Genomic DNA, 18,943 nt, shown 5'->3' on the forward strand with positions numbered 1-18,943 from the left:
TGAGGACGATGGTCATGTATGACAGCACCGATCCGGCCGATGATATCGCCGTGAACCGGACCATTGGCTGCCGGCGGATTCACATTGGCCCGCGTCATCTCGCCCGGGCGGAGACCATCGACTATTATTTCGGCGGAGCGTTCCGTCTGCGCGATAATCTGGCGATGTCCGCTGACGAGCATCGGCGGATCGTCGCCCTGCTCGGACTGGTGCAGCGTGCCATCGACGAGAGTGGTCCCTTCATCGAATCCGAAGGGTTGCCGCGCGATGTCTTCGAGCCCCAAAACCAATGGACGATCATGCTCCAGGATGGAGGGATCAACAGATCAATCTATCTGCCATTCCGCGAACCGGGTGAGGCATCCGTCGGCTCCACGATGCGGCCACGGGACGCCTACAACAACCTCAACTGGACGCGTATCCTCTCGCCTTTTTCCGGCTATTACCTTGCCTATCTCGACCGCCTGGACCAGGGCGGGCTGTTTTCACAGCCCTATCCTCACGATGTCCTGGACCGGATCTGGTCCGACGTTCTGCCCGACGACCTGCCGGATGTCATGGAGCACCATCTCGATCACCATCAGCGTCTGGCTCATGTGCCGGAGCAGCATTTCCTCGCGATCCGGAACATGCCGTCCGATCTGGTCGTCGGGGCGTTGCCGCGAGGGGGTGAGGTCGGGCTGATGATCGATGGGCGCGTCGTCAACCCCGACACCCTGCGGGTACAGGGGCGGATCAACGCCATGTATTCCGGGGGCTTGATCGGCTTTCTGCGGGAAAAGGCCGAGAGGACCGGACAGCGGATCCGGGTGTTGGAAATCGGCCCCGGCCATGGAGCATTGGCGCGGGTGCTGAGCGGGATCTTTCGGGGCCGGATCGAGTACATGATGGTGGATCTGCCGCCGATGATTCATTACGCGGCCGTCTATCTGTCGCTGGCGGGCATCGACGTCGATGTCGCCGTTCCCGGACGGCTACCGGACAATGGGGCCTCGCACTGGTTGGTTCCGAATTACCTGCTGCCACATCTGGCCGATGATCTTCCCACCTTCGATCTGGTGATCAACACCATGTCGATGAACGAGATGTCCGCGGCGCAGGTCCACTACTACGCCGTCCTGATCCGCCGACTCCTTGCACCGGATGGAGTGTTCTACGAAGAGAATGCCGTCGGTCTGGGGGCCCATGTCGATTGCCGAGACGAGTTCCAGAAGTTGTTCCCGTTTCGCCGGCACATCCGGTCCTACCATGTGGCTGCCGGCCTGGGACAGCCGTTCGTCTGGTCGGCCAATTACATTCCCCGGATTTTCGACCGATGGGACTGGTCGTTGCCGTGACGCGGTCGCAACCGGCAAGAGATTTGGAAAGCCAAAAGGCTTGTGCGCCGCTTATCCCGGCGCCATAACCACCGGATCGGTATCCGGTGCCGGCCCGGCTGCAGCTATGGATGCGGGGCCGTCCTTTGTTGAGGAGCGAAGGCGATGGCGCCAGCGACGAACGGTCCAGCCTTGAACGCAGAGATGGTGGATGCCTGGCGCCAACGCATCCGCGTCCACACCCTGGCCGCCTATCAGTATGAAATGGGCGTGGCCATCGAACGCACCGGCGATGTCGCGACAGCCGAGGGATTCTATCGGCGAGCCATCGAGATCCGGCCCGACTATCTGGAGGCCCATTTCCGCCTGTGGTCGATGCTGGACCGACTGGAACAGCCGCAGGCGGATGCCGTGCGTCGCCAAGCTTGCACCGTCGATCCCGATTTCGCATCCAAGGGATGCTGTCTGGCTGCCGCTGCCCTGATCGCCGCCGGACAGGTTCGCGGTGCGGACGAACTGGTCGAACAGGCATTAAGGCTCGCCCCGCAGGATGGTGCGGTTCAGGCGATTGCCGGCATCCTGGCGGTCCTGGAGCCCGATGGCCCTGTCTCCGGGACTGACGGATGGCGTGTCGCGGACATCGGCGCCTGGGCGCTGGACGCCGTCCGCGACGCGTGCGCCGGGGCGATTCTGGCTATGGAGGCGGCCCCACCGGCGCAAATCCTGCGGCTGTCCGAACAGGCGGAGGCCCTGTGCCCGGAGGACAGCCGGATATTGCGGATTCTGGGCGATGCCCGATATGCCGCGGGCGACCTTGGCGGCGCGGTTGCTTTGCTTGGGCGGGCGGCCAGCGTGGATCCAGAGCGGACCTCAATCTTGGCCCGCTACGGTTTCCTGCTGCAAGTCAAGGGCGATGTGGCAGGGTCGCTTGCCGTGCTGGAAAAGGCGATAGCCCTGCCGGATGCGGCCCAGATGGACGGCATCTACAGCCACTACTCCAACGCACTGTTTGCGGCGATGCGTCTGGAGGACGCGGAAGTCCTGCTCAGATCGGCTTCTGCGGAAAAGAAGACCGCCGAATTGCGTAACCAGTTGGGTATTGCGCTGCTGGCGCTGGATCGCCTGGATGAGGCGGCGGCCAGTCTGCGGCTGGCGATGTCCGATCCCTCCGCCGCCTTCTGGAGTGCAGCCAACCTGTCTCTTGTGATGCTGAAGGCGGGGAATGCCGAGGCGGCGCTCGATGCCGCCCGCCAGGCGGCCAGTCTGTCGGGCTCCGTCGATTCCTGGTTGGTCACCTATGAAGGTCTGGCGCTTCAGCAGGCTGGACGCCTGGAGGAAGCCCTGGATCTCCAGCGCAAGGCGGTAGCGCGCCTGCCCGAAAGCGGATGGGTGCTGACCAATCTCGCCCTTGCCCTGCAGGGGGTGGGGAAGACCGAGGAGGCGCTGGAGGCCCATCGCCAGGCAATCGCCGTGCATGGCGTCTGGCTGCCGTTCCAGGCCAGGCAGCGGCCGGCCTGGGCACAGTCGATGCTGCGCGACGCCTATCGGTCCCTGGGCAGCGCCATAGCCTTCTGACGCTGCCCGTCATCCTGCCTGTTTACCAGGGGGAGGCCGGCAACTCTCCGGCGGCGATCATGGCATGGTAGAGCGCCAGATCGGCTTCGTTGTCGACCTCGCCCCAGGGGCCTTCGACCGGAACGCCATGGATGGCCTCCCCGCACCAGCAGGCGGGACAGCAGCGAGGTCATGTCCAGCCTGTCGCGTTCGGCGTCCGGGAGGCCAGCCAGCAGCGATGCGACCGCCGCCCAGCCGGCGGGGCTGAAATGCAGCAGGCCCATATATTGCCCCTGCACTTCCTCCATGGTCGCGGGCCGGCTGCCGATGCTCTCCAGCCGGCCTTGCGCGTCGATGCGGAAGGTTTCGGCATCCGACAGCGGATCGGCGAAACGGCGGGACCACAGGGCCGCCCAGTGCGGATCGTAGGCGATGGTCAGGTCGTGGGGCGACCCTGCCAGCGTCCGGGCGGCGGCGCCCGGATAGAAGATGTCGGAATAGCTGACGATGCAGCGCTCCGCCTCCAGCCATTGCGCGGCACAGGCCAGCGACATCACCATGTTGGTGGAGTTCCAGCGTGGATTGTCGAAGGTCTTCAGGCCACGCCCGTCCAGCTTTTCCGCCTGCCAGCCGCGCACGATGGCGATGTCTTCGACCCCCTGGCTCAGGGCATGGATCTGCCAGTCGAGAAGGGGCCGGCCCGCCAGTTCGACCAGACATTTCGGCCGCTCGGCGGTGGCGCCGCCCATGCGGCTGCCGCGGCCCGCGGCGAGGATGATTGCCTTCATGGCGTCGCTCCGAAGAAGTTCTTGAAGAATTCGATGTCGAGAGGATCGAAAGGCTCCTCGCGTTCGGGGTGCCACATTAATCCGGCGATGGGCAGGCTGCGATGCCGCACCGCCTCGGCCGTCCCGTCGACAGCTGCCGTCACCTCCAGGGCGCCGGCCGTCGCCGGTGCGACCATGGCGGCAGCGGCGCCATAGCCGTGATAGCTGTTCACCGTCCGCGACCGCCCCTGAAAGGTCAGGGGGTGCCGGATGGCGACATGCCCGGCGACCGGGGCCGGCACCGCGCCGAAATGAGCGAGGATCATCTGAAGCCCCCGGCAAACTCCCAGGACCGGCATGCCCCATGTCGCCAGATCCAGCAGGGCGGCTTCCGTCGCATCGCGCTCGGGGGCGTCGCCGCCCAGAACGGCCAGATCGTTGCCGCCCGTCAGCAGGATGCCCCGCAGCCCGAGCGCTCGGACCGATTCCAGGGCCAGGGCCGGATCGTTGGGCAGCGGCACGCCGACGATGCCGCTGGCGGCCAGGAAGGGGTGCCAACGCTGGTCGAGGGCATCGCGGCGCTCCCCATGCCGGGGGTCGATCTGCACGCGCTGGGTCACGCCGACCGCAAAGGCGGACGGCTCAGCCGACGAAGCTGAAGTCATAGCCGAACTGCCCATAAACCTCGTCCAGTCCATAAATCCGGCGCAGCCGTCGGAACTCCGCCTGTTCGAACGGACTCCAGGCCGCGAACTGGTCGCGCGCATCCGCCGGCCGTTCAAGCCCCAGGGTCGGGGTGCGGCGGCCCTTGTTCAGGTTTTCAGGCGTATAGACACGCTCCAGCAACTGCTGATCCGCGACAATACGGCCACAGGAAATGCGATGGAGCAGATGGGCGAAATATTCCGGTTCCGTCTTCAGACGTTCCAGAAGAATTCGGCCGATGTCCGGATGCTGGCGAATTTCACCGGCCCAGACTTGGTTCTGCCTGCCCTGGCGGAAGACGTGAAGGGCCGCCCGCGCCCGCGGCTCGGAGAAATCGATTCCGTATTCACGCTCGAGTTTCCGGCACAGCACTGAATTCTGCATGATGAAGGAGTCGATCGCCGGTGCGAGTGCCGGCAAATGGTAATGAATGGTGGCGCGGATCGCCGATTCAGTGCGCGGAACGGGATGACGGATCAGGTCCAGCGCGGCGACCGCCCGCCCGTCGAACAGGGTGGGATCGGCACGGAAGGACTGGAACAGAGGACCGATCATCAGGCCGTGAATGTTCCCCACCACCTTGACGGCCGGATCGAGGGCGGCCAGTTCGATCAGCTCCTCTAAAACGATTCTGGGGAAGAGAGCGGGATCCCTGCCAGCGGCCGGTACCAGAGCCTGCAACTCGGAAGGCAGAAAGACACGCCCTTCCGGATGGACGCCATGCCGTAGAATCCGCCGCGCTGAAGCAGGATCGATGGCACGGTAGTTCCGGTTGACATCATAATATGTGAAGCACTCCAGAGGATGATCGGCGCCGACGGTCACCAGCATGCCCGGATGCAGATTCATCGATGCCGCCAGCCAAATGGCGCCGGCATGGCCCCAGGAGGTGATCAGAAAATTTGACAGGGGGGATGATTGCGCCGCCGATGCGCGGCCGAAATAGAAAAGCGGACGGGTGACGACCCGCTCGTCTTCCGCCTGCAGCACGCCGGCAGAGCCAAGGGAAACTCCAGAAGGGCGCTCGGCGTCGGCATAGGCATTCAGGTGCCGGCGGGAGGCGAGGACCGGATCGGGAAAGATCAGGTCCAGCGGCTGTCGGGACGGTGCGAACACGGCCTCCAGGATCCCGGACGTCCGATCGCCGGCGCTCTTCGTGCCGGTTGCGCCCGTATCGCGGATAAGGCGGTGGCAGGCCTCCAGCGCCAGGGAGAGGTCCGCCCGGTCCGGATTCAGGACATGGGCTTGCCGCATGGCCATCAGCGCATCCGCCCAATTGCCGAGGGATGCATGTGCCAATCCCAGGGCGATAAAGCTGGAGGCCTGGATCGGATCGGCCCGGCATGCCTGTGCCGCCGCCTCCGCAGCTTCCGCCGGTTTCCAGGAGAGGCGCAGCGCGGTGCTGAGATCGGTAAGCAGAGTGCCGCGGACATCGGGCGCGGCCCTCCCCGCCCCATCGCTCTGGGCAAGGGTGCGGAGATGCCGAAGCGCCTGCTCCGTCCGTCCGGTCGCCAGCAGAAGGGCCGCGCGGTTGCGATGGATCGACACATCGTCCGGAGCGGAGGCGCAAGCCTGCGAGAAGCTTTCCGCGGCCTGATCGATCCTGCCGTCGAGCGCCTGGAAGACCCCCAGCTGATCGAGCCAGGCCGGAACCGCTCCATAGCGGGAAACCCCTTCCAGCAGAAGCTCTTCTCCGCGCCGGCTTTCCCCGAAATGACGGTGCAGGCGGGCGGCCAGCAGGCGGGGAATGGCCTGTCCGCCGGCCTTCTCCATCCAGTCGAGATGAAAGTCGCGCCATTCAGGAAGGCGGTCGGCCAGCAGAGCGACCCGGAACAGGGTCAGCCAGGAGTAGGAATGCGACGGATCGCGTTCGAGGATGCTCTCGAACGCGGCGATCGCATCGTCGAGACGGCCTTCCGCTTCGGCCAGCCGTGCCATCTGGGCCGGAGCCTCGAGATCGGAGGGATCGAGCACGCATGCACGCGCCAGGGAGCGGACCGCAGCACCATGATCATTCGAAGCCCGCAAGGCGGTCCCATGATGGCGATAGGGCTCGGCCAAACCCGGTCTATCGACGATGGCGCATCGAAGATGCCGGATCGCCTCGGGCAGTCGTCCCCCCGCCTGAAGCAGACGTCTGCCCTCAACCAGAAAATCCGGCTCCGCCCTCTGCACTTGATCCATGGCCGTTCACGCCGTCCGCAGGGGAGCGATCCAGATGCGGGTCGTATAGGGAACGTCGATCTCGGAAAGCCCCCTGTCGAGCAGCAGGGAGCCGATGGCGTCGACGACCGCCGCGTGCCGGTCGCCGGCCTGGCGGGCCAGTGTGGCATGCGATCTCCAGGCATCGATCCAGTCCTCCACGGTGACGCGGTGACGGACCGGCTCCTCGATCAGGGTGACGCCACCGAACAGCCCGCTCCGGTCGATCACGGCGGTCTGGTCTTCCCGCCTCACCCCATAATCGTAATTCGGGATGTGGCTGCGGATCAGCGCCTCGACCTCCGCCTGCAGCGGGTCGTCCAGGTCGCGATGGTTCCACATGCAGGCGAACCAGGCCCCGGCCTTGCCGATGCGGGCCGTCTCGTTCAAAGCCTTGGGCCGGTCGGTGACGTTGAAGGAGGAGCCGAAGGTGATCAGATCGAAGGCATGGTTGGGCCGCCCGGTCGCCTCGCCGACGCCTTCGTACCAGGACACGGCCGGAAAGCCGGTGGTCCGCTCCGCTCCCAATGCCCGCATGGCGTCGTTGGGTTCGACCGCATCGACGGTCAGCCCGCGCTCCAGCAGCGGGATGGTCAGATGTCCGACTCCGGCACCGATGTCGCACGCCATGGCTCCCGCCGTCACACCGGCAATCTCCAGCATCCGGTCGATGCCGCGCGGCGCGTAATCCGGACGGTTCAGATAAGGCCGGGCCAGGGAGGAATAGTTCCACTCAACTTTCATGTTGTTCATTCCGCTTTTGATTGTTCTGGGGTTTGATCGCTTCGGCGAATGGAACGGGGGCCGTAAAAATCCTTCTCCATTGCGGCTAAGATAACTGAAACCGCATCCTCCGGCGACTGGCCGCCATGGTTTTCGATGACGAGGTCGGGTGCTTCCGGCATTTCCGCCGCGATGTCGACCCCGACCAGTCCGCCTGCGTCCGAGGCGCCGTAAAGCCCCTTGGAATCCCGGCGGCGCAACTCCTCGATGGGAACCCGCAGGTAGATTTCCCGGTAACCTGGCATGGTGTCGCGGTTCCATCGCCGGACGGAGTGGAACATCGACACCGTGGCGCAGACCACTCCGATGCCCTGGCCGGAGATTTCCGCGCACAGCCGGCCGTAATAGAAGGCGATCTTCTCCCGCTCTTCGCGCTCGTAACCGCCCGGCCAGGGCAACATGGCCCGCATCCGGTCACCGTCGAGCATGATCCAGCTTCCGCCCCGCAGGCGCAGGCGTTCGGTCAGCAGGCCGGCAATCGTGGTCTTGCCGGCCCCCGACAGGCCGGTGATCCACAAGACCGGCGCCGGCCCGGCAACGGACGGCATCATGACGGCAGCCTGCCCAGCATATCGCGGTAGGCCGCCTCCAGCTTGCGGGCGAAGCGTTCGGAATCGCTGAAGCCGTGCTCGACCATCATGTCGCGCAGGCGGGTGCGGTACGCCGCCAGCCGTTCCGGTGCCGCGGCGAGTTCCGCCGCCAGCCGGACGTAATCGTCCGGCGTGTCGGCGACCAGATCCGCGCAGCCGGACGCTTCCAGGATCGACGACCCGTAGCAGGATGCGAAGGTGGAACCGCGCAGCGTGACCACCGGCACTCCCTGATGGAGGGATTCGGCGATGGTGTTGCCGCCGCAATAGGGGAAGCTGTCCAGGCTGATGTCGACGCGGGCGTAATCGGCCATGATCTCCAGCCGGTCGCCTCCGGCTTCCAGCATCAGCCGGTCGGGGCCGATGCCGTTGCGGGCGAAGAGGTCGGCCAGGAAGCGCCGGTTGTCCATCCAGGACAGGCTGGCGTTGCGCAGCAGCAGACGCGACTGCGGCACGGCCCGCAGCAGACGCGACCACAGCGCGATCAGGTCGGCATTGAACTTGGAGCCGCTGCCGAAACAGCCGAAGGTCACCTGCCCCGATGCAAGGACGGGTGGCTGGGCCGCCGCCGCCGGCGCATCGGACCCCCGATAGTCGAAGCAGAAGAAGCAGCCGTCGATGCGATAGATGCGCTCCGTGAAATAGGGGTCGAGCCAGGAGGGGGCGGACCTTGCGTCGGCGATGCAATAGTCGAAGGCGTCGACCCCGCAGGTTCCCGTATGGTTGATGTAGGAAATCTGCACGGGCGCCACGCGCGCACCCATCGCCCGATAGCGGTGGCCGGCGCTGAAGCCGGTCAGTTCCAACGCCACGTCGATGCCGTCGCGGCGCAGCAGGGCGACGAACTCCTCGTCCGTCAGGTGATCGACAAGACGGACGGTGACCCCGGCCGCCGCGAGGTCGGGCGGCTCGATCCCTGCGGTATAACAATGGATTTCGAACTGCGCCGGATCATGGTGGAGGACGAAGGGGACCACCTGGAACTGGAAGTAGCTTGCGGTCGCGAACGGGCAGATATAGGCGACCTTGATCCGCTTTCCGTCGGGACCCCGTTTCAGCGGCGGCAGGTTCCGCTCATCCAGGGGGCGATGGCGGACATGGCGGTCGGCCCAGTCGAGCTGGGCGTCGAGAAGGTCGCGGTTGGTCGCGGCGGGGGACTTCAGCAGGATCTGAACGGCCAGGGAGTCGGCGGTTTCGTCGAACGCAGGGCGCGCCTTCTTGAGGATGTGGACGGCTTCCTCCACCTGGCCACGCATCTCGTAGAGTGCGGCGATCTCTTTGTGGACCCCGGCGCCCGCAGGCGGCAGATCGATGGGAATCGCCTCGTCCCGGCGCAACGGAATCCCCAGTTCCCGGACATCCTCTCCCACCGACAGGGCGTGGTTGTAGAACAGCGCATACTGCCGGACGATGCACTCTTCCCAGAAGCCATAGAGGTTCTTCACCGGGCCGAAGAAGCCGTCCAGCGAGAAGAAATGGGACAGCACCTCAATGCGGCGGAAAAGATGGAAGCGGATGTGGCGCGCGACGTTGCTGAGCTGCTGCGGATACAGAGCGTATTTGGAAAAACGGAACGGTTGGTGGGTGATGGTGTGCCGGGTCGCCAGACGCATCCACAGTTCGAACTCGACGACGTCCTGATTCCAGTCTTCCTCGTGCAGGCCGATCTCCTCAAGCGCGCGGCGCGAGAAGAAGGTCGATGAGAAATAAGGGCAATAGCTGCCGAACAGGTAGCCCGCGAGGCTGAACGGTCCGCCGGTGAAGACCCCGGTGAAGCGGCCATCGCGACCGGTGGTATAGGCGTCCCCCGTGACGACCCCGGTGCCGGGAGTACGCTGGAAAGCGCGGACCGCCTCGGCGATGGCGTCGGGCAGCAGCTCCTCGTCGGCCATGCAGGTCGCGATGATGTCGCCGCGGCAGCGCCGCAGCCCGCGAAGCAGGCCGATGGCGGCGTTTCCGTCGACCTCCGACACCAGATGGATGCGCCCGTTCCAGCCCGGACGGCCGCGGTATTCCTCGATCAGGGCCTGCGTGCCGTCGGTGGAGGCGCCGTCCTGGATGATGTATTCGATGTTGGGATAGGTCTGGCGCAGCACGCTTTCGATGGAACGCCGCACCATGGCCGCGGCATTCCGGCAGACCAGCACCACCGAGACCAGCGGCATGTCCGGCAACGGCTCCGCCGGGGTCAGAACCGGAGCCGGAGCGTGGCGCCCGTCCGGCAGGGCGAGGGAACTGGCGTCGAAGCACCGCAGGAAGCCCTGTTCCCGCAGGACGGCGCGCAAGGTCGCGCCGCCGGGCATGGGATCGACCACCACGGCGGATGGGTCGGCCTCCGTCAGGAAGCGCTGCAGCGGATAGACGACGCAGCTTCCCATCGCAACGGCTGGAGCGTCGTCGGGCAGGGACGGGTCGATGTAGCCGGCCAGGACCGATCGGCCGCTCTGGGTCGCCAGCATGGCGATCTGCCGGGCGCGCTGGTGGGTGCCGACGACATAGAGCGGCGCGCCCTGGGCAAAGTCGTTCAGCGCCAGCATCGTCGCCGCCCAGCCGCCGCGCTGCTTGAAATGCGGGCTGGCGAGAAGCGACGAGACCAGTTCCTGCGGATGGTAGCCGGTGGCGGAGCGGAGCGCTTCGGCCAGGTCGGGGCGGGCGACGTCCTTCTGCCGGGCGGCGATGACGGAATAGGCGTTGTAGATGTGGCGGCAGCCTGCGTCGCGCAGTGTGGCTGCGATTTCCGGCCAGAACTGGCTGGCGACCACCACCGTCCGGTCGGCCGCGCCCTCCGCCAGGGCCTGTGCCGGCGACAGCACCGGCAATCCTTCGAGCGGTTCGGTACGGAAGCTGTCGATGAAGCCGGCGATGGTCCATCCGCCCTGCTTGCGCATCGCGTCGAAAACGATGCGGCCCCCTTGCCCCCCGCCGAAGATGTGGACGGGGCGATCGACCGGAATTTCGTCGATCCGATGAACCTGTCTGATCATTGCGGGCGCCATCGTTATTGGGCTTGATAGGAGGCTGGGAATTGCAGGCCGAAGGGGGCGAAGCCTATCGCCAAGTGGTTAAAATTTGTGAATTTGATGGCTCCCGCCAGGGAGGTGCTGCGGACATAACCAAGCCTGACGGAAAGCCTTGCCGCCGCCGGAGCTATTGTATACCCATGTGATTGCAGACCTTCGCGGGAGCTGTCTTCCCGTCAGAACGGGAAATGTAGACAGGAAGAACAATGGCTAAACGAGCGCTCATTACTGGGTTTACTGGTATGGTCGGTTCTCATCTGGCCGATTACCTGCTCGCGGAAACCGATTGGGAAATCTTCGGGATGTGCCGCTGGCGCAGCCCGCTCGACAACATCCGCCATCTGATCCCGCGGATCGATGCGGGAGACCGCATCTTCATGCTGGACGGCGACCTGACCGACTTCCCCTCCCTGGCCGAGGCGGTCGAGCGGTCGCGCCCGGATTACGTCTTTCATCTGGCTGCCCAGAGCTATCCCAAGACCAGCTTTTCGGCGCCGCTGCAGACGCTGGACGTCAACATCACCGGAACCGCCCGCCTGCTTGAGGCCATTCGCCGCACCGCGGGCATCGACCCGGTCATCCATGTCTGCGCCTCGTCGGAGGTGTTCGGGCGGGTGTCCGCGGACAAGCTGCCCATCGACGAGGAATGCTCGTTCCATCCCGCCTCCCCCTATGCGATCTCGAAGGTCGGTACGGACCTGATAGGGCGCTATTACGGCGAAGCCTATGGGATGAAGACCGTCACCACCCGCATGTTCACCCACACCGGCCCGCGCCGGGGCGACGTCTTCGCTGAGTCCACCTTCGCCAAGCAGATCGCCCTGATCGAAGATGGCCGGCTGCCCCCCGTCATCAAGGTCGGCAATCTGGCCTCCATGCGCACCTGGGCCGATGTCCGCGATGCCGTGCGCGCCTATTACCTGCTGGTCACCGTCAACCCCGTGCCCGGCGAATATTACAACATCGGAGGCAGCTACAGCTGTACGGTGGGGGATATGCTTCGCCATCTGCTGTCGCTGTCGACCCGGACCGACATCACCATCGAACAGGACCCGCAGCGCATGCGTCCGGTGGACGCCGACCTCCAGGTGCCGGATACACTGAAATTCAGCCGGCACACCGGGTGGAAGCCCGAGATTCCCTTCGAAAAGACCATGGCCGATCTGCTTGAATATTGGCGTGAACGGATCGCGGGCGGCCATGTCTACCCTCAGCGGTAAGTCCACTGCGGCAATGCTCCCCTTGTCCCGGCTGGCATCCCGGCTGTCCGGCCATCGCGTGTTCGTCGCCGGTGCCACCGGCATGGTCGGAACGGCGATCGTGCGCGCCCTGCTCGCCGCCGATCCGGAGGTCGAGGTCGTCGGGGTCGGACGCAGCACCCCGCCCGGCATCTCCTCTCCCCGCGTTACCCATGTCGGCGCCGACCTGACCCGGCGCGAGGAGTGCCGCAGGGCCGTCGCCGGCTGCGACTGGGCGGTGCTGGCCGCCGCGGAAACCGGTGGAGCGGCACAGGCGCGGCGCGAGCCATGGCGCCAGGTCACCGACAACGTGGTCATGGACAGCCTGCTGCTGGAGGCACTTCATGACGCCGGCGTGCGCCGCGTCGTCTATATCGGGTCGGCTTCGGCGTATCAGCCCTTCGATGGACTGATACGCGAAGACCGGATGGCCTGGGACGCCGATCCGCACCCGGCCTATCTCGGTGTCGGCTGGGCCAAGCGCTACATCGAGAAGCAATGCCAGTTCTGGCAGAGGCAGACGGGGATGGCGACGGTGGTGGTGCGGGCGGCCAACGTCTACGGCCCGCGCGCCCGTTTCGATCCGGAGAACTCCAATGTGGTGGCGGCGCTGGTGCGCAAAGCCGTCGACCATATGGATCCTTTCGAATATTGGGGCAGCCTGGACGTCGCCCGCGACATCATCCATGCCGACGATTTCGCCCGCGCCATCCTGCATCTCCTGGTCTGCGACGAGGCGTCGGGAGAAACCTTCAACGTCGGCAGCGGGCGCCCGACGACGGTGGAAGAGATCATGACCCATGCCTTGCGCGCTGCCGGCCATCGGCCGCGCGCATTCCGGCAGCTGGGAGAGGCGCCGACGACGATTCCGTTCCGCGGACTCGACTGCACCAAAATTGAACGCCTGACCGGTTGGGTGCCGGAGATTTCCGTCGAAGAGGGAATCCGGCAGACTGTGAACTGGTGGCGCGACAACAAGGAAGTTTGGAAGCGATGAAGACAGAAAAGCACGACGCCATCGTCCTTTCCAGCAACGACGAGAAGGCATCCCAGAAGGCGTTCACCGAGCTTTTGAAGAATACGCCAATCCCCGACGACGAAATTCTTCCAAACCTTGGCCTTTTCCTGACATCGAAGGCGCTGTCTCGCGTTTTGTTTTTCAACGAAATTTACAAGAAGATCGTCAACACGCATGGCGTGGTTATGGAGTGCGGGGTGCGCTGGGGGCAGACCCTGTCGCTCCTTTCGGCTCTGCGCGGCATTTACGAACCTTTTAACCGTCACCGCAAGATCATCGGCTTCGACACCTTCGCCGGGTTCGTCGGCATGAACGAGAAGGACGGCAGCAACTGCAAATGCTCCGACGGCTCGTTCTCGGTCAGCGAGGGGTATGAGGAAACGCTTTCCAACATCCTGCAACTTCAGGAAGCGCTGAACCCGATCGGTCATCTGAAGAAGTTCGAACTGGTCAAAGGAGATGCGAGCCAGACCATCCCGGAGTATCTGAAGCAGCATCCGGAAACGATCATCTCTCTCGCCATCTTCGATTTCGACATCTATGCCCCCACCAAGGCCGCTCTCGAGGCCATGCGGCCGCATTTCTGCCGTGGCAGCGTTCTGGTGTTCGATGAACTGTGCGATGACATTTTCCCCGGTGAAACCGTGGCGCTGCGCGAAGTCTTCGGATTGAACGACCTCCGCATCGAACGGCTGCCCACCACGGCGCGGGTTTCGTATGTGGTCTTGTAACGGTGTGCAGCCGTACTCCCGGACCGGGATCGAGGAGAGGACGAGGATGAGACGGGACGCCTTGAGCATCCGGCGCAATATTCTGGACATCGCCCATTCCAGCGGACATGGGCATATCCCGACCTGCTTTTCCGTTGTCGAATGCCTGCTAGCCGTCTACGGCGTCATGCGCCACGACCCGGCCCGGCCCGACTGGGACGGGCGCGACCGCTTCGTCCTCAGCAAGGGGCATGCGGCGCTCGGCCTGTATTGCGTGATGTCGGAACTGGGGTATTTCCCCATCGACGGCGTCCGCCGCTTCGGCCTGCACGAATCCTCGTTCGGGTGTCACGCCGACCGTTACAAGGTACCGGGTGTGGAAGCGTCGACGGGGTCGCTGGGCCACGGCATCGGGCTGGCCGCCGGCATGGCGCTGGGCCTGAAGATCGCCGGCTCCGACCGTCGCGTCTTCACCCTGATCGGCGACGGCGAGTCCAACGAGGGGTCGGTCTGGGAAGCGGTGATGGTGGCCGCACACCAGGAACTGGACAATCTGACCGTCATCTACGACGCCAACCAGTCCCAGGTCCGCTGTCTGCCGATTCCCAACCCGGGCGAACGTCTGGCGTCCTTCGGCTGCGACGTGGTCGAGGTCGACGGGCACGATGTCGATGCCCTGCAGGCCGCCCTGGCTCCGCGGCCGGGCAAGGTCAATGCGGTCATCGCCCATACCCGCAAAGGCTGGGGATGCCGGACCCTGGTGGACAACATGCATGAGTGGCATCGCAAGTCCCCCGATCAGGAAACCCTGGACAAGCTGATGGAGGAACTGGATGCGTGGACGGTTTAAGAACGTCGTCACCGCCCTGGCGCAGGAAGACGAAAAGGTCGCGGTGATCCTGGGTGACGTCAGCGTCTACCAGTTCATCCGCTTTAAGGAACAGTTCCCCAATCGCCTCTACAACATGGGGATTTGCGAGAACACGCTGATCAGCGTGGCGGCGGGGATGGCGGCCACCGGCTTCCGGCCCTTTGTCCACACGATCGCGCCCTTCCTGACCGACCGCAGCGTCGAGCAGATCAAGCTCGACATGTGCTACAACGGTTTCGGCGGCAACATCGTGACTTGCGGGGCGTCCTTCGACTATGCCTGGGATGGGGCGACGCACCACACCCACATCGACCTTGCGACCCTGCGGATGCTGCCCGACACGGAGGTGCTGCAGCCGGGTTCGGAGGACGAGCTGGAGTCCCTGCTGCGCAGCCAGTATGCCAACGGCAAGACCACCTATTTCCGCCTGTCCGATCATCCGCACACGCTGAAGACCGAAACGGCGTTCGGCAAGGGGACGGTCCTCAAGGACGTCGGGGCCGGGGTGACGGTGATGACGGCCGGGCCGCTGCTTCCCAATGTTCTGGAAGCGGTGCAGGATCTTCCCATCAACCTGGCCTATTTCCACACCATCAAGCCGATCGACCGCGCCGTCGTCGAACGCTTCCGTCACACCCGCATTCTCGTGGTGCATGACGCCTTCGGCCTGCGCGAGGCGATCAACGAGGTACCGGGCCTGTGGACCGCCTATCACGGGCTGCCGGACATCTTCTGCGGCTGGTACGGCACGGTGCACGACATCCGCGCCAAGCTGGCTCTCGATCCTCCCGGCATCCGCCGGGCGGTCGAAGGCATGATGGCCGGCCTTCCCTCCTGAGACAGAGCGGCGGCAACAGGAACATCACCATGGACAGCCTGACCTTCGGTCCCGACGATTTCATCCGATGCTTCGGCGCTTCGCGCGAGGAGCGTTCCGTGATCGCCGCGGCTGCGGCCGACTTCGATTTCCGCTACCGCCGCCTGTCCCAAACGGAACGTGACGAGGTCGTTCTCGGCATCCTCGACCGGCTGGACGGCTTTACCAGGGTGGGGGAACATCGCAGCGACGTGTGGGAGCGCTGCTGGTCGGATGCCAAGCAGGCCTTCATCGATGCCGACGGCAACCTGGATGCGCTCAATCCCGTGTTCATGGGGGCGCATCCGGTGATCCGGCTGGAGGGGGACTATGCCCGGCCGGATGATCCCCGCTTCGAAACCGCGTGGTTCGGCGTGCTGCGCCAGTGGCTGCTCAGCCGTTACCTGCCGTCCGCCCGACATGTCATGGAATTCGGCTGTGGCAGCGGCTTCAACCTGGCGGCGGCCGGACGCCTGTTTCCCGGCCTGCCCCTGGTCGGTCTCGACTGGTCGCCCTCGGCGGTCGCCCTGGTGAACGGCATCGGCGAGCGCCATGGCCTCGACCTCCATGGTCGGCATTTCGACTTCTTCGCTCCAGATCCCGGCCTCGATCTTCCGGCCGGCACCGTCGCCATGACCTTCGCCGCCTTGGAGCAGACCGGCGGACGTTTCGACATCTTCGCCCGCTGGCTTCTGGAAAAGGGACCGGCGCTGGTCGTCAGCATGGAGCCCATCGCCGATTTTTACGATTCCGGCCTGCTGTTCGACCATCTGGCTCTGCGCTATCACCGGCATCGCGGCTATCTCGACGGCTATCTCGGCTGGGTGCGGGAGCAGGCTGCGACGGGAAAGGCCGAACTGATCGATGCCCGCCGTCTCGGCTTCGGCAGCCTCTATCATGAAGCCTATTCGCTCGTGGTCTGGCGCCCGGTGGCGACGCGGACACCATGAGTCCTGCGGCATCACCGGGACATGATGCCACCCTGCCGCAGATCATGTCCGGCAGCGCCGCCTTCGGGGAGTTGAGGCGGTTCCTCGCCATCCTCGAAGGCCTTCCTGACTTCGTGATCTCCCATCAGCGGGCAGGCCGGTTGCTGGCAGCGGCCTGGACGAGGTTTCTCCGCCAGGAAACGGCGGCCGGACCGCTGCTGAACGTCCTGCGGCGCGATGGGGCCTCTGCCGCCGCGCAGGCGGCTGCGAAGGCCCTGCCGCAGGAGGCGCCGGCCGAAGACCTGCGCGCTGTCGCCATCCTGGAGTTCCTTGCCGCCCGGCTCGACCATGCCGCCGCTTTGACCGTCCTGGCTCTGGCCGCCGCTCCGCCGGGACGGGCGGCGGACTGGCGGCTGCTCGGCCTCATCCGCTATGGACAGGGAAGGCTGGCGGACGCGACGGCTGCCTACCGGAACGGGCTGTCGGTCGATCCGGGGTTCGCCGAGCTGTGGCGCAACCTCGCCCGCGCGCGCCGGAGCGAGGGTGGGCTGGACGATGCGGACCGGCTTCTGGACATCTGCCTGCGCGCCCGGCCCGATCTTTCCGAGGCCCACGTCAATCGCCTGATGTCCCTGCGCGCCCGCGGCATCCCGCAGCCGGAACGGGAATACGCGCTGTTTCTGCTGCGGGATCAGGCATGCGCGCCGGCCGCCCAGTCCGCCGCCGCCGGATCGCTGCTGTTCCTGGGGGAAACCGCCGCTCTGCGGCAGGCCATCCGCCAACTGTCCGTCTGCCATCCGGGCAGTCCCGACGCCCTGCGCGCCATCGCTGCGGCCTCGGTGGAGCTGGGGGACGGCCCCGCCGCCCGCCGCAACGCCCGGCGGCTGTCGATCGTCGCCGAGACGGTCGAGGATTGGCTGTCGGTGGCCGCGACGCTGGCGGAGTCAGATCCGGACGCCGCAGGTCTGGCGGCCCGGACCGCCCATGCCATGGCGCCGGATGCGGAAACCGCGCTTGCCTTGCGGGACCTGGCGGATCCGGACGACGGTCTTTCCGGCACGGTTCCGATGCCGCGTCGCCCGGACGGCGCTTTCCGGGTGTCTGCCGATCGTCCCCTGCGGTTGCGCGGCCGATCCTACCGGGCTTTCTTTGCTGGCCATCCCGCATTGACTCAGCCCTCCGCCGGACCGCCGCCGCCTGCGTCCGGGCGGATCCTCCGCGCTCTGGATCCGTCCACCCATCCGGCCGCCGCCCGCGAGCTGGCCGATGAACTCGCCTTGTGGGAGGATGGGATCTTCGTGGCGGGGCCGACGGATTTCGACGTTCTGGTCGTCCAGGGGGATGCCGGCAGCCGGGCGGGGAAGCCGTCGGCCCACATCGTGTCCGCCGACGCCCATGTCTGCCATCGGATCAGCCAAATCCCTCCACGCCATTCTGCGGCTACCCTTGCCGTCATTCCGTCGCCGGTCCAGGGGCCGGTTCGGGACCTGCGGCGACCGGACTGGGTGGTACGGCTCCCGCACAGGCTGGAGGTGGTGGAGGTGGAAGACGCCGTCTTCATCGGCGGGCATGAGAATTATGGGCATTTCCTGTGGGAAATCCTTTCCCGGGCCATGGCGGCACACAGTTTTCCCGCTCTGCGCAGCCTGCCGGTCCATGCGCTTGTCCATGCCCCCTACCAGCGCGAGATGCTTGCCCTGGCCTTCGGTGGAACACCGATCCGCGAGATTCCCCAATCCCCCTGCCTGATCCGTTTCCGGAGATCCTACGCCCCGCGCGACCTGTCCTATTGGTTGGCCATCGGGCAGATCCGCAAGGCGCTGATGAGCGCCTGCGGGCTTCCGGAAGCCGGTCCGTCCCGAACGGGCGATGCGCGGCTGTTCCTGTCCCGTGCCGCCCATTGGCCCGACCGGCACCGCATCGCCGACGAGGATGGCCTTGACGATGTGCTCGCCCGGCACGGACTGGAAAAGCTCCAGGCCGACCGGCTGTCGATCCCGGACACAATCCGGCTGTTCGCTTCCGCCAGCCTGATCGCCGGCGCCACCGGGGCGCAGTTCGCCAACATGCCCTTCTGCGGACCGGGTGTCCGGCTTCTCGACCTTGCTGCGCGCTATCAGGCGGTCCGTCAGATCTGGCATTGGTCGATGCCGCTGGTCTTCGGCTATGCACGCTGCCTTCACCACCGTCTTTACGGCGAGGATGTCTTCATAGAACCCGACACGGCTCTGAACTGGATCACCCGCTATGCTCCGGGGGAGGTGGGGACCGCGCTGGATGGCTTGGAGCGCCGCGGGACGGAATGGCTGATGGAGGGCTGGTGAGCCGTGTTCTTTCGGGACAAATGTTGCGTCGTCACCGGCGGCGGCGGTTTCATCGGGCGC

General features: G+C 65.5%; 15 protein-coding genes. 9 read left to right on the forward strand and 6 right to left on the reverse strand.

Annotation, left to right across the window (positions count from 1 at the left end; genetic code table 11):
* Nucleotides 1–14: 14 nt before the first annotated feature.
* Together AB8P05_RS31670 and AB8P05_RS31675 are read left to right on the forward strand one after the other, a co-directional pair.
* The gene (locus AB8P05_RS31670; protein WP_472762185.1) at nucleotides 15–1,337 is read left to right on the forward strand and encodes a putative sugar O-methyltransferase; all 1,323 of its coding nucleotides are present in this window, start codon (nucleotides 15–17) and stop codon (nucleotides 1,335–1,337) included.
* Nucleotides 1,338–1,481: 144 nt separating this feature from the next.
* The gene (locus tag AB8P05_RS31675) at nucleotides 1,482–2,891 is read left to right on the forward strand and encodes a tetratricopeptide repeat protein (protein WP_472762186.1); all 1,410 of its coding nucleotides are present in this window, start codon (nucleotides 1,482–1,484) and stop codon (nucleotides 2,889–2,891) included.
* On the opposite strand, the gene AB8P05_RS31680 is transcribed toward AB8P05_RS31675, so the two are convergent.
* Genes AB8P05_RS31680 through AB8P05_RS31705 form a run of 6 tightly spaced genes read right to left on the reverse strand, consistent with a single transcriptional unit; the run spans nucleotide 2,858 to nucleotide 10,901 of the window.
* Nucleotides 2,858–3,658 (reverse strand): phosphocholine cytidylyltransferase family protein, encoded by an 801-nt coding sequence (locus tag AB8P05_RS31680; protein WP_472762187.1) that lies wholly within the window; start codon nucleotides 3,656–3,658, stop codon nucleotides 2,858–2,860. The genes AB8P05_RS31675 and AB8P05_RS31680 overlap by 34 nt on opposite strands.
* Nucleotides 3,655–4,302: a gamma-glutamyl-gamma-aminobutyrate hydrolase family protein gene (locus AB8P05_RS31685; protein ID WP_472762188.1), complete on the reverse strand. Its 648-nt coding sequence runs from the start codon at nucleotides 4,300–4,302 to the stop codon at nucleotides 3,655–3,657. The genes AB8P05_RS31680 and AB8P05_RS31685 overlap by 4 nt, the downstream gene beginning before the upstream one ends.
* Nucleotides 4,280–6,526 carry a tetratricopeptide repeat protein gene (locus tag AB8P05_RS31690; protein WP_472762189.1) on the reverse strand — a complete coding sequence of 749 codons (2,247 nt, stop codon included), beginning with the start codon at nucleotides 6,524–6,526 and terminating at the stop codon, nucleotides 4,280–4,282. Before AB8P05_RS31690 ends, AB8P05_RS31685 begins: the two co-directional genes overlap by 23 nt.
* Before the next feature lie 6 nt (nucleotides 6,527–6,532).
* On the reverse strand, nucleotides 6,533–7,288 hold the full coding sequence (locus AB8P05_RS31695) for a class I SAM-dependent methyltransferase (RefSeq protein WP_472762190.1): 756 nt from the start codon (nucleotides 7,286–7,288) through the stop codon (nucleotides 6,533–6,535).
* 5 nt (nucleotides 7,289–7,293) lie between these two features.
* Nucleotides 7,294–7,878: an adenylyl-sulfate kinase gene (locus AB8P05_RS31700; RefSeq protein ID WP_472762191.1), complete on the reverse strand. Its 585-nt coding sequence runs from the start codon at nucleotides 7,876–7,878 to the stop codon at nucleotides 7,294–7,296.
* Nucleotides 7,875–10,901 carry an O-linked N-acetylglucosamine transferase family protein gene (locus AB8P05_RS31705; protein ID WP_472762192.1) on the reverse strand — a complete coding sequence of 1,009 codons (3,027 nt, stop codon included), beginning with the start codon at nucleotides 10,899–10,901 and terminating at the stop codon, nucleotides 7,875–7,877. The genes AB8P05_RS31700 and AB8P05_RS31705 overlap by 4 nt, the downstream gene beginning before the upstream one ends.
* Nucleotides 10,902–11,143: 242 nt before the next feature.
* Between AB8P05_RS31705 and AB8P05_RS31710 the strand changes: the two genes are divergently transcribed.
* From AB8P05_RS31710 to AB8P05_RS31740, 7 genes are read left to right on the forward strand one after another with little or no spacing between them, the layout of a single operon-like run.
* Entirely contained in the window at nucleotides 11,144–12,157 is a 1,014-nt protein-coding gene (locus tag AB8P05_RS31710; RefSeq protein ID WP_472762193.1) for a GDP-mannose 4,6-dehydratase, read from the forward strand.
* The gene (locus tag AB8P05_RS31715) at nucleotides 12,138–13,172 is read left to right on the forward strand and encodes an NAD-dependent epimerase/dehydratase family protein (RefSeq protein WP_472762194.1); all 1,035 of its coding nucleotides are present in this window, start codon (nucleotides 12,138–12,140) and stop codon (nucleotides 13,170–13,172) included. Before AB8P05_RS31710 ends, AB8P05_RS31715 begins: the two co-directional genes overlap by 20 nt.
* On the forward strand, nucleotides 13,169–13,924 hold the full coding sequence (locus tag AB8P05_RS31720; RefSeq protein ID WP_472762195.1) for a crotonobetainyl-CoA--carnitine CoA-transferase: 756 nt from the start codon (nucleotides 13,169–13,171) through the stop codon (nucleotides 13,922–13,924). Before AB8P05_RS31715 ends, AB8P05_RS31720 begins: the two co-directional genes overlap by 4 nt.
* A gap of 46 nt (nucleotides 13,925–13,970) precedes the next feature.
* Nucleotides 13,971–14,753 (forward strand): transketolase, encoded by a 783-nt coding sequence (locus tag AB8P05_RS31725; protein WP_472762196.1) that lies wholly within the window; start codon nucleotides 13,971–13,973, stop codon nucleotides 14,751–14,753.
* On the forward strand, nucleotides 14,737–15,612 hold the full coding sequence (locus tag AB8P05_RS31730; protein ID WP_472762197.1) for a transketolase family protein: 876 nt from the start codon (nucleotides 14,737–14,739) through the stop codon (nucleotides 15,610–15,612). The genes AB8P05_RS31725 and AB8P05_RS31730 overlap by 17 nt, the downstream gene beginning before the upstream one ends.
* A gap of 29 nt (nucleotides 15,613–15,641) precedes the next feature.
* The gene (locus AB8P05_RS31735; protein WP_472762198.1) at nucleotides 15,642–16,580 is read left to right on the forward strand and encodes a methyltransferase domain-containing protein; all 939 of its coding nucleotides are present in this window, start codon (nucleotides 15,642–15,644) and stop codon (nucleotides 16,578–16,580) included.
* 44 nt (nucleotides 16,581–16,624) lie between these two features.
* The gene (locus AB8P05_RS31740) at nucleotides 16,625–18,883 is read left to right on the forward strand and encodes a glycosyltransferase 61 family protein (RefSeq protein WP_472762199.1); all 2,259 of its coding nucleotides are present in this window, start codon (nucleotides 16,625–16,627) and stop codon (nucleotides 18,881–18,883) included.
* The last annotated feature ends 60 nt before the right edge of the window (nucleotides 18,884–18,943 follow it).

Source organism: Azospirillum sp. VT-I1 (genome assembly GCF_055698305.1).